Genomic DNA, 12,915 nt, shown 5'->3' on the forward strand with positions numbered 1-12,915 from the left:
TCAAGAGAAAGGATGTTTCAGATGAACAGATTATCTTCTGCCCAGGTTCGCTATCTGGCTGCTCTGGTCCATCTGGACCCCGATGCGAAAGGAGTCCGATCCGTTAAGCTTGCCACCCGCCTGGGCGTCACGAGACCAAGCACGCATGCCATGGTCGCAAAGCTTGCGGAAATGGGCTATGTCACCAAGGAACATTACGGCATTATCTACCTGACCGAAAAAGGACTCGAAGCAGGAAAGAAATGCCAGGCATATGAAGATTCGGGAAAGGAGAAAAGGATATGAAGACAGATGTGGTACTGAACCAGACCGATGTCATCGTGCTGGTGGTGATCGGTCTTCTGATGATTGCCGGAATCAGACTGATCTATGGATTCTTCCATGAAGGAAAGAAGAACCTGAGCTCTTCCGGTGATACGTATAACGGCAGAGGAAAAGTGAAGCTCACCGTGGAAGTCAGCGGCATGATGTGCAATATGTGCGAAACGCATATCAACGATATCGTCCGCAAGAACTTCAAGGTAAAGAAGGTGACTTCTTCTCATACGAAAGGCGAGACTGTCATCGTGGCAGATCACATGCTCGATGAGAAAAAGCTCAAGGACTCCATCGAAGCACTCGGATATACTGTCACGGACATTCAGGCTGCTAACGCATGAACGCCGCAGACTGGATCATTCTTCTGGTGATTATTGCGGCAGTGATTGCTGCAGTGCGCTCCGTGAAGAAGAGAGGATCCTGCAGCTGCGGCTGCGGATCCTCGGATTCTCCGGCACCAGTCCGGGTACATGACCGCAATCCGAATCATTACTCCCATGAAGCACTGATCAGGATTGAAGGCATGCATTGCAGCAATTGTGCAGTGAAAGTCGACAACGCGCTCAACCAGATCGAAGGTGTCTGGTCCAGAACAAGCCTTGGTGAGAAGCAGGCAGATGTCCTGATGAAAGAGCCGCTGGAAGAGAACCTTCTGAAACAGAAAATACGGGAAGCAGGGTATATCGTCTCTTCCATTACCTGGAAGTCATAAAACCCTCGGCTGCAGGAAAACCTGCAGCTTTTTTTGCCTGGAAATCTTTTCAGATCATTCAAAAAATTCATGAAGATTTTTTTAAAAATCCTGTTGACAACCGGTAAGCGTTTACATATAACATAAGTGTAGCCTGTAAACGTTTCCGGTAACGTTAACGGAACCGTTGCCAACGCTTATGGGACAACGTGATCTGAATAGGAGGAAAATATGAACAGCAAGAAGTTATTCACGATCGCATTATCAGCAGCAATGCTGGCCGGCTGCGGCAGCTCCGGTTCGGCAGCAGCATCGTCTACTGCTGCGGCAGCCAGTGCTGGTGCAAGCACAGCAGCAACAGCAGCATCCGGTGCTTCCGGAAAGGTCTATTACCTGAACTTCAAGCCGGAAGCAGATGAGCAGTGGCAGGAGGTGGCTGCTGAGTACACCAAGGAAACTGGTGTTCCGGTTACCGTCCTCACAGCAGCAAGCGGCGAGTACGAGTCCACTCTGAAGTCTGAGATGTCCAAGGAGGAAGCTCCGACTCTGTTCCAGGTCAATGGCCCGGTAGGACTGGCTTCCTGGAAAGACTACTGCTATGACCTGACTGGTTCTGCGATCGAAGGCGAACTGACCAATGATGCATACAACCTCAAGGATGGCGATCAGATTCTCGGTATTGCATATGTCACTGAAGCATATGGTCTCATCACCAACAAGTCACTGCTCGAAAAGGCAGGATATACTGTTGATGATATCAAGAGCTTCGATGATCTGAAGAAGGTTGCTGAAGACATCACCGCCCGCAAGGATGAACTCGGATTCAGCGCATTCACTTCTGCTGGTATGGACAGCTCCTCTGACTGGAGATTCAAGACTCACCTGGCTAACCTGCCGATCTACTATGAATACAAAGATGCAGGCGTAGGCGATGAGGATGAACTCAAGGGAACCTACCTCGATAATTACCGTGCAGTCTGGGATCTCTACATCAACAACAGCACGATTGATCCTTCTCAGCTCTCCACTGCTACCGGCGATCAGTCTGAAGCAGAATTCGTCAACCAGGAAGCAGTATTCTTCCAGAATGGTACCTGGGAATATGGTGCAGTTTCTGCAATCGGCGATGACAACCTCGCGTATCTCCCGATTTACTTCGGAGTTGATGATGCAAATGAAGGTCTGTGCATCGGTACTGAGAACTACTGGTGCGTCAATGCCAAGGCTTCTCCGGAAGACATCCAGGCTACGCTCGACTTCATGAACTGGTGCGTGACTTCCGACTATGGTGTCAAGATGATGACAGACGGCACGGAGGGCATGGGCTTCAACATTCCGTTCAAGTCCAATCCGGAAAGCACCAACGTCCTCGTCAACCTTGCTAATGCCAACACTGGAACTCCGGTTTCCTGGAACTTCACCACGATGCCTTCTGAGGAATGGAAGAACGTCCTCGGCCAGGCTCTGACGGTTTATGCAGCAGATCAGACAGATGCGAACTGGGAGCTTGTCAGACAGGCATTCGTAGACAACTGGGCTACTGAAAAGCAGCTTGCAGCATCCAACGGCTGATTGCTGAAGCAGCGATCTGAATCATGAAACAAGGGCGGCAGATGCGGACTTGTCCGCTGAAGCTGCCCTTTCTCTCTGTATTCTGAAACACTAAGGAGGCGTATTCTGTGCAGAAAAACGTAAAGAAATACTGGGGAATCTTCACGCTGCCGACCATGCTTGCATTTCTGATCGGCTTCCTGGTTCCCTTCATTCTCGGAATCTATCTGTCCTTCTGCAAGTTCACGACAGTCACGGATGCCAAATTCGTCGGCTTCAGCAACTACATCACTGCATTCAAGGACACCACATTCTCTCATTCCTTCTGGTTCACGCTGGCGTTCACGATTGTGACCCTGGTACTGATCAATGTCATCGCATTTGCGCTGGCAATGGCACTGACCAAGGAATACAAAGGAACCAATATCTTCCGTACGATCTTCTTCATGCCGAACCTGATCGGCGGCATCGTGCTCGGCTATATCTGGCAGCTGATCTTCTCCGGCGTTCTGGTCTACTTCAGTACGGCGCTGAACCTCAATGCCAAGCTCGGCTTCTGGGGTCTTGTGATCCTGGTATGCTGGCAGCAGATCGGATACATGATGATCATCTACATTGCCGGCCTGCAGTCAATTCCGGGCGATGTGCTGGAAGCAGCAGAAATCGACGGTGCCAACAGCAAGCAGAAGCTGTTCAAGGTGACGATTCCGATGATGATGCCTTCCATTACGATCTGCACATTCCTGACTGTGACGAATGGCTTCAAGCTGTTTGATCAGAACCTCGCTCTGACTGGCGGTGCTCCGATGAAGCAGACAGAAATGATGGCGCTGAATATCTACAACACGTTTTACAGCCGCGTCGGATTTGAGGGCGTCGGCCAGGCCAAGGCAGTGATCTTCTTCCTGATCGTTGTCGTGATTGCTGGCCTGCAGCAGCACTTTACCAGAAGCAAGGAGGTTCAGCAGTGATGAAAAAGAAGTCTTCCAATCATGCCGGTGCGATTGCCGGGCTATCCGTATTGTCTGCAGCCTGGATCATGCCGATTCTGATTGTGCTCTGGAATTCTTTCAAGGACAAGAACTCGATCAACCTGAAACCATTCCAGTTACCGAATTCGCTGACCAGTGTCGGAACTGAGAACTACATTACCGCAATTGAGAAATACGGGCTGCTTGATTCAGTCGGCTGGACCGTGTTCATCACCGTCGGCTCCGTGGCTGTGATCCTGATCTGCACCTCGATGTGCGGCTGGTATATCACCCGCGTGAAGACAAAGTGGACGAAGCTGATCTATACGCTGTGCATCTTCTCAATGGTCGTTCCGTTCCAGATGGTCATGTATACGCTGTCCTTAGTTGCAAATAAACTCGGACTCACAACTCCGTGGGGGATTATTGTCATCTATCTCGGATTCGGCGCAGGCCTCGCAGTGTTCATGTTTACCGGATTCGTGAAATCTATTCCGATTGAAATCGAGGAAGCAGCGATGATTGACGGATGCACGCCGCTGCAGACGTTCTTCAAGGTTGTTCTTCCGATCATGAAGCCGACGTATATCTCGGTGGGTATTCTGGAAACCATGTGGATCTGGAACGACTTCCTGCTGCCGTATCTTGTCCTCGATCTCAAGAAGTACAAGACGATCTCAATCATCATTCAGTACATGAAGGGTTCTTATGGTTCTGTCGATATGGGCGCCATCATGGCTTCCCTGATCATGGCAGTCATTCCGGTTATCATCTTCTATCTCAGCCTGCAGAAGTACATCATCAAGGGTGTGGCGGCTGGCGCTGTGAAGGGATAATGGGCTTGATATTCCTCTGATCTCTTCTTAAGGTGCAGGACCTTGATTCCAGGGTACTGCATCTCTAAAATGATCTTGAGTTGAATCGTTTCCGGAAACGTTTCTTGGGGTATCCGGAAGCATGAGTTAGAAAGGCAGCGCATATGACAACAATCAAAGATATTGCCAGGCTGTCCGGCTACAGCATCGGGACGGTCTCCCGGGTGATCAATCATCATCCGGACGTTTCGGAAGAAGCCAGGGTGAAGGTGGAACAGGTGATCCGGGAACAGAACTTCCAGCCTAACAGCAATGCCAAGCAGCTGAAGCAGCAGTCCAATTCGGCAGTCACCATCATCGTCAAAGGCTATGAGAACATGTTCTTCGAAGGCATTCTGGAACAGGTTCAGGCGATTCTGCGTGATTCCGGAGAAGAAGTGGCAGTAGCGTTCCTGGATGAATATGCGAATGAAGTTCAGGCGGCAATTCAGCTGAGTGCTGCCCGCAAGCCTAAAGGTTTCATCTTTCTCGGCGGAAACCTAGAATTCTTCCGCCAGGATTTCGGAAAGATCGATGTTCCGGGGGTCATTCTGACCAATACGGCAGAAGATCTGCATTTCAGCAATCTGTCCAGCTTCACGACAGATGATGCCAAGGCTGGCTATGAAGTGATCAATTATCTGATTGAGAACGGTCATCGCGAGATCGGCATCATCGGCGGCAGCGCATCCAGAATCGGCAGCCAGGTCGGCTTCCGGCGCATGCATGGCTGCATTGAGTCTTTTGAGAAACATGGACTGCAGTTCAATGAAGAAATGCAGTATGAACCAAGCAGATTCTCCATGGGCGGCGGCTATGAAAGCACGCAGAAACTGCTGAAGAAGAATCCGAAGATTACTGCGATCTTCGCAATCGGCGATACCATCGCCATCGGTGCACTGAGAGCGATCAAGGATATGGGCCTGAGATGCCCGGAAGATATCTCTCTGATCGGCTATGACGGCATCGAGAGCGGGAAATATACGATTCCGCGTCTTGCCACAATCCGCCAGGATACTGATACCCTGGCCCGCAAAGGCGTGGAAGACATGCTGCTGCGGATGAACTATCGGCACGCAGCTGTACACGAAGACATCCCGTTCGAACTGGTCCGGGGAGAAAGTGTATCAAGGCCTCGGAACGATTGAGAAAAGGGGTATTTTATGGAAACAAGAAGTGCCGGAATTCTGCTGCCGATCACTTCGCTGCCATCCAGATATGGAATCGGCACGATGGGCAGGGAAGCCCGGAAGTTTATCGACTTTCTGGAGAAAGCCGGTCAGTCGTGGTGGCAGATCCTGCCGCTGGGACCGACCGGATACGGAGATTCTCCGTATCAGTCCTTCTCCACGTTTGCCGGGAACCCATATCTCATTGATCTGGATGATCTGGCGAAGGAAGGCTATCTGAAGCCTTCGGAATACCGGAAGATCAGCTGGGGTGATGATCCGAAGCGCGTCGACTACGGTCTTCTGTATGAAAAGCGCTTCGGCGTGCTGTGCAAAGCTGCTGAAAGACTCGAGCTGAATCCGCCGGCTGATTACGCATCATTTCTGAAGAAGAATGCATTCTGGCTGGAAGACTATGCTCTGTTCATGGCTGAGAAGTATGAACATGGAGGCATCTCCTACCAGGAATGGGAAGAACCGCTCCGCCTCCATGAGGAGAAGACGATTCAGAAAGAAAAAATCCGCCTGAAAGAGGAAGTCTCCTTCTGGAGCGCATTGCAGTATCTGTTCTTCCATCAGTATTCCTCCATGAAGAAGTATGCCAATGCGCATGGCATCGGCATCATCGGCGATGTGCCGATTTATGTCAGTCCGGACAGCTCAGACATCTGGGCAAATCCGGAACTGTTCCAGCTTGGAAAAGACCGCCGTCCGAAGATGGTCGCCGGAGTGCCTGGCGATGCCTTCACGCCGGATGGCCAGCTCTGGGGCAATCCGCTCTATGACTGGAAAAAGATGAAGGAAGATGGCTATGCATGGTGGACGGAGCGCATCCGTTATCAGAGCAATCTGGTAGATTTGCTGAGAATTGACCATTTCCGCGGATTCGAATCTTACTTCGCGATCCCTGCAGAAGATCAGAATGCCCGCCGGGGCGAATGGAAGAAGGGACCGGGCATTGAATTCTTCCGCACCGTGGAAAAGAAGCTCGGCAAGCTGAACCTCATTGCCGAGGATCTCGGCTTCCTGACTCCGGAAGTGATTCAGATGGTGAAGGACACCGGCTATCCGGGCATGAAAGTCCTGCAGTTCGCATTTGATCCGAGAGATACGGGCGGCGGCTATCTGCCGCACCAGTATCCGCGCAATTGTGTGGTCTATGCCGGAACGCACGACAATGACACGATTATGGGCTGGGTACATTCCGCCCCGAAGCCATTTGTGAAACGAGCAGAGAAGTATCTTCACCTTGATGAGAAAGAGGGGTATAATTGGGGTGTCTTAAGAGGCGCTTATGAAAGCGTTGCCAGTCTCGCTGTGATGCAGTTTCAGGACATTCTGGGACTGGGCAGCGAAGGCCGGATCAACACACCATCCACAGTCGGCGGAAACTGGACGTGGCGGTGTGAGGAAGGCGCATTCACAGGCACTCTTGCCAGAAAGCTTCGCAGCTGGATGGAACTGTACGGAAGACTGCCGAGGGAAAAGAAGGCAGCCGGATCATCTGATTGACAGTCCTGCACGCGGGAGCTTCAGAATTCTTTCTAGAAAGGAAAGGGGCAGACAGGTTTTATGGCTACAGTCAGTTTAAGGCACATTGAGAAGGTTTATCCGAACGCAGAAGACGGCAGGAAAAAGAAGAAGGGAGAATCCGGGCACAAGAAGACGAACCTCAAGGTAACTGAGGAAGGCGTTCTTGCAGTACAGGATTTCAACCTCGAGATCGCTGATCAGGAATTCATCGTTCTGGTCGGTCCTTCCGGATGCGGCAAATCCACGACCCTGCGGATGGTTGCAGGACTGGAAGAAATCACGAGAGGCGAGCTGTATATCGACGGCAAGCTGATGAACGATGTCGCACCGAAGGATCGCGATATCGCCATGGTCTTCCAGAACTATGCTCTGTATCCGCACATGACCGTGCGTCAGAACATGGAATTCCCGCTGAAGCTCCGCAAGGTACCGAAGGATGAAATGGATCGCAAGGTCAACCAGGCAGCAGAGATTCTCGGCATCACCCAGTATCTCGACCGCAAGCCGAAGGCTCTCTCCGGAGGCCAGCGTCAGCGTGTTGCCATCGGCCGTGCAATTGTCCGTGAGCCGAAAGTTCTTCTGATGGATGAACCGCTCTCCAACCTTGATGCAAAGCTCCGCAATCAGATGCGGGCTGAGATCATCAAGCTTCGTCAGCGGATCAAGACGACGTTTATCTATGTCACGCATGACCAGACCGAAGCTATGACGCTGGGCGATCGCATCGTCATCATGAAGGACGGTGTCATTCAGCAGATCGGCACTCCGCAGGATGTCTATGACAACCCGATTAACATCTTCGTTGCTGGCTTCATCGGTGTTCCGCAGATGAACTTCTATGATGGCAAGCTGCTGAAGAACGCAGATGGCAAGTATGCGGTTCAGGTTGAGAATGCAGTGATCGAACTTTCTCCGGAGAAGCAGAAGCATCTTTCAGAACGCAATGTTGCACCGCAGGATGTCACCGTCGGCGTACGTCCGGAGCATATCACGCTCGAGGGTGCTGCTGACAAGATGATCCAGGGCACGATTGATGTCTCCGAGCTGATGGGTTCTGCAGTTCATCTGCATATCAATGCGATGGGCAAGGATGGTGTCATCATTGTTCCGACGCTGGATCTCAAGGGCAGCAAGACCTTCACGATGGGTTCTGAGATCAGCTTCACGTTCGGCGGCAATGTCGTTCACGTCTTCGGCAAGGATTCCGGCAGGAACCTTGAATACGCAGACGGAACTGAACTCAGCAGATAATCAGAATCATTCAGGGCACTCCCGGAATTCCGGGAGTGTCTTTTTTTCTGCCCGGTCATATTTGTTAATAATCTGTCAGACATATGCTATATTGAACCTGGAGACGGAGAAAGTCCGTCGGAAGGAGATAAGAACATGAGTGTGAATCTTCGCAAAGTAGCCGTTGTCGGCTGCGGGTTTGTGGGCTCAGCAAGCGCATTTGCTCTGATGCAGTCCGGTCTGTTCACCGAGATGGTGCTCCTGGATGTCGTTCAGGAAAAGGCAGAGGGAGAAGCCATGGATATCATGCATGGCACGGCGCTGATGAATCCGATGCGGATCTATGCCGGTACCTATGACGATATCGCCGATGCAGCAGTAATTGTCGTCACTGCCGGTGCTGCTCAGAAACCTGGTGAAACCCGCCTTGACCTCATTCACAAGAATATATCCATTCTCGGCTCCATCATGGCTGAGATCAGAAAGCGCAGCTGCCAGGGAATCATGCTGGTGGTATCCAACCCGGTTGATATCCTGACCTATTACGCAGCCAAGACATCCGGCATGCCGGAAAACCGTGTATTCGGCTCCGGTACCGTTCTTGATACTGCCCGCCTGCGTACGCTGCTCGGCACAAAACTGGATGTCGACAGCCGTTCCATTCATGCAGTCATCGTCGGTGAGCATGGCGATTCTGAAATCGTATGCTGGTCCAATGCCAACGTCTCCGGCGTTCCGCTGGCTGACTTCTTCGCACTCCGCGGGATGGGTGACCAGGATCTGACTGCGGCTGAGAAAGAAATCGGCGATGACGTCAAGAACAGCGCTTATCAGATCATCCAGAAGAAGCGGGCTACGTATTATGGCATCGCAATGTCAGTCCGCAGAATCTGCTCGGCAATTGTCAAGGACGAGAAGTCCGTCCTGCCGGTATCCACGGTCATGCATGGTGCCTACGGCATCAGCGACTGTGCTCTGTCTACCCCTGCGATTGTCGGCCGCAATGGCGTAGAAGGACTCGTGCCGGTCACGATGAGCGAGAAAGAGCGTGAAGAACTGCTCAGCAGTGCCAAGGTTCTCAAGCAGAACATGGAAGGCATTGATTTCGGCTGCTGAAGTCCTTATTCCGCCAGGAACTGTCCTAAACAGAAAAAAGAATGGTCCGCATCCTGTACAGGTCTGCGGACCATTCTTTTAAAATCTGATATTCAGATAAGGCTTGCGATCGAGCGTGCAGATCGTGAACTCATCTTCTTCCAGTACTGCATAGGTCTTCGGATGGCCTCCCTTGGGAAGGGAAACAGAACCCGGATTCAGCAGCAATACTTCTTCCGTGACTGCTGCCATCGGAATATGCGTATGACCATAGAGGAAAATATCTCCCGGAACAAGCTTCGGCAGATGATCCGGACCATAGACATGTCCATGCGTCATGAACACTTTATGGCTTCCGAGCAGGAACTCATTATAGTCAGCAGTCAGCGGGAAATTCAGCACCATCTGATCGACCTCTGCATCGCAGTTTCCCCGTACTGCAAAGATATGGGGAGCCAGCGGATTCAGGATTGAAATCACTTCTTTCGGTGCATAGTCTTCCGGGAGATTATTTCTTGGCCCGTGATACAGCACATCGCCAAGACACAGAATCGCATCCGCATGCAGTTCATGGAATAGCTCCGGAACCAAGGCTGCACCGCTGCGGCTTCCATGAATGTCTGATACTACCAGATATCTCATAACCATCCTTCTTTCTGCCGTTATTGTAGCGGATTCCATGTTTCAGGGAAATGAAAATGGTATCTTCAGGTTCCTCTGCTTGTATCAAGCCGGAAACCTTTCGCATACCCATTGTGACAGAGATTCTTCTCGGCTATAGTCTCATTGCAGGCCGAGTCATGATTGACTCGCCATCATAGCTCTGCATCATAGAAATATAACTCCGGAAACCGAATGGCTGAATGAACTGCATTCAGAGTCTTTTTCCGGAGTTTTTCTGTTCTGCAGGGAACACGAAGGAGGACCGAAACAATGCTTTCACTCACACGCTCATGCAGAATTCTGCTCGCCTTTGCGGCCGCCATGATCCTGACCATTCTTCCTGCTTATGCAGAAGATACGGAAAAAGGATCTCTGACCATCGTCAATGATCAGGACGTTCCGCATACGTTCGAACTCTACCAGATTCTGACTGGCCAGGTTACCCTGCAGGAGAACACCAGAATCCTCAGCAATCCCGAATGGGGCAGCGGGATCGCTTCTGACTCACAGCTCAGCAAGCAGGACCCGGTAGTCTGGGCAGAAGGATTAAACGCTTCCCTTTCAAGCACGAATGCAAAGAAAAGAGAGGTAATGGCTGAAATCAGCCAGAGCCTGGGAGATGCAATCGCATTTCAAATGGTTGCTCCAAGTCAGACATATAAATTTTCAAATCTTGATCCTGGCTACTATCTGCTCAAAGATCGTGATGGTTCCCAGGAGGGGAAGGAAGGCGGAGCTTCGACGGAGTTCATTCTGAGAATCTTGGATGAAGATCTGGAACAGCAGCTGAAGATCCGGGTGCCGGAACTGAAGAAGACGGTATCGCATCTGCAGGCAAATGGAGACAGCAGGAATGAAGAACTGAGTACTGCCGACTTCTCGCTTGGAGAGAAGATGGAATTCAGACTTCTTGGCACTCTGCCGGAAAACTATGACAGCTATAAAAGCTACCAGTATTCCATTACGGATATTCCTTCGGCTGGAATTCGGATTGATCCGGAATCGATTGAAGTGCTCTGCTACAGTGACGGACATCTGCTGAGCACGAAGGACTGGTATGAGGTGTCTCTTGCAGATGGAGAAGAAGGACAGAAGCTGGTATTCACGGTAAAGCCTGGAAAAGACAATCATTATCTGAAGAATGTCTTCTTCCGCCATGCGGAGGGAATGGATTCTTCCGGAGATCCGAAAGACCGGATTGAGATCATCTATCGCGCAGTTCTGACAGAGCAGGCAGCGATCGGAGGAAGCGGAAGCCGCAATGAAGCGCAGCTCACCTATTCCAGCAATCCGAATGGGACCGGAGATTCTGTCAGTATGACTCCGAAGGCTGCGGTAACGATCTATACTTACCAGATCGATATCAATAAGTACAAGGACAGTGTCAGAGAGAATAACCGTCTGGAAGGAGCAGAGTTTGAGCTGTATCGTCTCGAAGAAGGAGCACTGAAGAAGATCGATGTGCTGAATTACGAGGAAGGGTATCACTTCCATGCGGATCGGCTTGGTTCAGGAACCTATATTCTGAAAGAAAGCAAGTCTCCGGTCGGCTACAACAAGCTGGAAGGAACTGCAAAGGTTTCAGATACAGAACAGATGAAACATGCATTGCGCTTTGAGATTCAGGCAGAATACGGAACGGACCCGGGAGATCATTCACTGAAGAATCTGAAAGGCGTTCAGGATGGAACCGGAACCGTCTGCAGCGGCAGTACCGTCAGCGGAATTCTTACCATCAACGTGATTGATAAGCCAGGCATTGTGCTTCCGGAAACCGGCGGAAGCGGAACCCGTGCCATCATGATTGCCGGAAGTGCATTGATCCTGATCGGCATGATTTTGACTGGTGTGAAGCGTCATCTCGGTTCGTGAAGCATAGGTGTTTTCTGATCATGATGATCCTGATCCTGCAGGTATGCATTTCTTCTCTTGCAGAAGAGGCAACCTGCTCGATCACGGTCTGTTCAGAACTGGAAGGAGCAGAATTCCGGCTGAGCCGGATAGATGCTTCTTCGGAACAAAGCTTTCTCACAGCTGGCTTGAGTGAGGATGCGGGCAAATCTGTTCAGCCTCAGATCCGCAGAATCCATTCAGGAAAGGCAGAATTCCGGAATCTGCCGCCTGGCTGTTATGAACTGGAAGGACAGGGAACCCGTGAGGACCAGGTACCGGTATGGTTTCAGCACGTAACCCTTGAACTTCCCGGGAAAGATCCGGTGAGCAAAGAATCGGTCTATCAGCTTGTGCTGTATCCGAAATTCTCAGAAGGAACAGTATCTGCCCGAAGTACGGTCCGGAGCGTGAATTCTCCGTCTTCAGCACGATCTGTTCCTCTCACCTCGGATGAGCTATCAAGCAGGAATGCAGGCATGTTTCTGATTTCCGTGACGGCAGCAGTCTTCAGTCTGAAGATGCTCCGGAATCAGACAGGGGAAAATGCCTGACTGACAGAGATTTCCTGGAGGAATAACTGATTCCTGAATAGGCGGCATCATTGATCTGCTCAGCAAATTAGTGATGCCGCTTTTCTATGCAGGATCGTCGATCTTCTCTGTGCTTTTCAGAATTGCGGTGGCATAACGAAAAGCCGGAGCCGTTCGCGCTGCACCAGTTTCCACACCACACTTGGTGATTCTGAATGATCCGGGAAAAACAGGAAATCTTCCTGAATCAGAATATTGATGGATGCGGAAAAGATACGGAAATCCAGTTTCTGATCATAATAGGAAAACGCTTTTGTTTCTGAAATTGCAATCTGGGATTAAACTGATACAATCGAGTGGCAGAAAATACTGCCAATGAGAAGCAAACAATAGAAAGGCTGAACAACCATGATGAAT

At 50.7% G+C, this 12,915-nt stretch carries 13 protein-coding genes; 12 read left to right on the plus strand and 1 reads right to left on the minus strand.

The features are described from left to right. The first annotated feature begins 21 nt into the window (after window positions 1-21). The 10 genes from FYJ51_RS01475 to FYJ51_RS01520 all read left to right on the plus strand — a co-directional run bounded on the left by FYJ51_RS01475 (window position 22) and on the right by FYJ51_RS01520 (window position 9,433). Window positions 22-285 carry a metal-dependent transcriptional regulator gene (locus tag FYJ51_RS01475; protein ID WP_205946105.1) on the plus strand — a complete coding sequence of 88 codons (264 nt, stop codon included), beginning with the start codon at window positions 22-24 and terminating at the stop codon, window positions 283-285. After that, window positions 282-659: a heavy-metal-associated domain-containing protein gene (locus FYJ51_RS13670; protein ID WP_235897192.1), complete on the plus strand. Its 378-nt coding sequence runs from the start codon at window positions 282-284 to the stop codon at window positions 657-659. Before FYJ51_RS01475 ends, FYJ51_RS13670 begins: the two co-directional genes overlap by 4 nt. Then, complete coding sequence (locus FYJ51_RS01485) at window positions 656-1,030, plus strand: heavy-metal-associated domain-containing protein (protein ID WP_154502688.1); 375 nt, start codon at window positions 656-658, stop codon at window positions 1,028-1,030. The genes FYJ51_RS13670 and FYJ51_RS01485 overlap by 4 nt, the downstream gene beginning before the upstream one ends. A gap of 210 nt (window positions 1,031-1,240) precedes the next feature. Continuing rightward, a complete protein-coding gene (locus tag FYJ51_RS01490) occupies window positions 1,241-2,581 on the plus strand; it encodes an ABC transporter substrate-binding protein (protein ID WP_154502390.1) in 1,341 nt (446 codons plus the stop codon). Between the two features lie 107 nt (window positions 2,582-2,688). Then, window positions 2,689-3,531, plus strand: a complete 843-nt coding sequence (locus tag FYJ51_RS01495; RefSeq protein ID WP_105304292.1) for a carbohydrate ABC transporter permease — start codon at window positions 2,689-2,691, stop codon at window positions 3,529-3,531. Beyond that, window positions 3,531-4,367: a carbohydrate ABC transporter permease gene (locus FYJ51_RS01500; RefSeq protein WP_105304291.1), complete on the plus strand. Its 837-nt coding sequence runs from the start codon at window positions 3,531-3,533 to the stop codon at window positions 4,365-4,367. Before FYJ51_RS01495 ends, FYJ51_RS01500 begins: the two co-directional genes overlap by 1 nt. Window positions 4,368-4,510: 143 nt before the next feature. After that, window positions 4,511-5,533: a LacI family DNA-binding transcriptional regulator gene (locus FYJ51_RS01505; protein WP_154502392.1), complete on the plus strand. Its 1,023-nt coding sequence runs from the start codon at window positions 4,511-4,513 to the stop codon at window positions 5,531-5,533. 15 nt (window positions 5,534-5,548) lie between these two features. Beyond that, on the plus strand, window positions 5,549-7,066 hold the full coding sequence (gene malQ / locus FYJ51_RS01510) for a 4-alpha-glucanotransferase (protein ID WP_154502395.1): 1,518 nt from the start codon (window positions 5,549-5,551) through the stop codon (window positions 7,064-7,066). Between the two features lie 60 nt (window positions 7,067-7,126). Beyond that, window positions 7,127-8,338, plus strand: a complete 1,212-nt coding sequence (locus FYJ51_RS01515; protein ID WP_105304288.1) for an ABC transporter ATP-binding protein — start codon at window positions 7,127-7,129, stop codon at window positions 8,336-8,338. Window positions 8,339-8,473: 135 nt separating this feature from the next. Then, window positions 8,474-9,433, plus strand: coding sequence for an L-lactate dehydrogenase (locus tag FYJ51_RS01520; protein WP_105304287.1), 960 nt, complete (start codon window positions 8,474-8,476; stop codon window positions 9,431-9,433). 78 nt (window positions 9,434-9,511) lie between these two features. Here FYJ51_RS01520 and yfcE read toward each other — a convergent pair whose 3' ends face one another. Next, window positions 9,512-10,054 (minus strand): phosphodiesterase, encoded by a 543-nt coding sequence (yfcE, locus tag FYJ51_RS01525; protein WP_154502398.1) that lies wholly within the window; start codon window positions 10,052-10,054, stop codon window positions 9,512-9,514. Between the two features lie 291 nt (window positions 10,055-10,345). Here yfcE and FYJ51_RS01530 point away from each other — a divergent pair, with 291 nt between their 5' ends. Together FYJ51_RS01530 and FYJ51_RS01535 are read left to right on the plus strand one after the other, a co-directional pair. After that, window positions 10,346-11,947 carry an isopeptide-forming domain-containing fimbrial protein gene (locus FYJ51_RS01530; protein WP_154502401.1) on the plus strand — a complete coding sequence of 534 codons (1,602 nt, stop codon included), beginning with the start codon at window positions 10,346-10,348 and terminating at the stop codon, window positions 11,945-11,947. 20 nt (window positions 11,948-11,967) lie between these two features. Next, on the plus strand, window positions 11,968-12,519 hold the full coding sequence (locus FYJ51_RS01535) for a prealbumin-like fold domain-containing protein (protein WP_105304283.1): 552 nt from the start codon (window positions 11,968-11,970) through the stop codon (window positions 12,517-12,519). Window positions 12,520-12,915: the final 396 nt, after the last annotated feature.

Source organism: Stecheria intestinalis, from assembly GCF_009696165.1.
GTDB lineage: Bacteria > Bacillota_I > Bacilli_A > Erysipelotrichales > Erysipelotrichaceae > Bulleidia > Bulleidia intestinalis.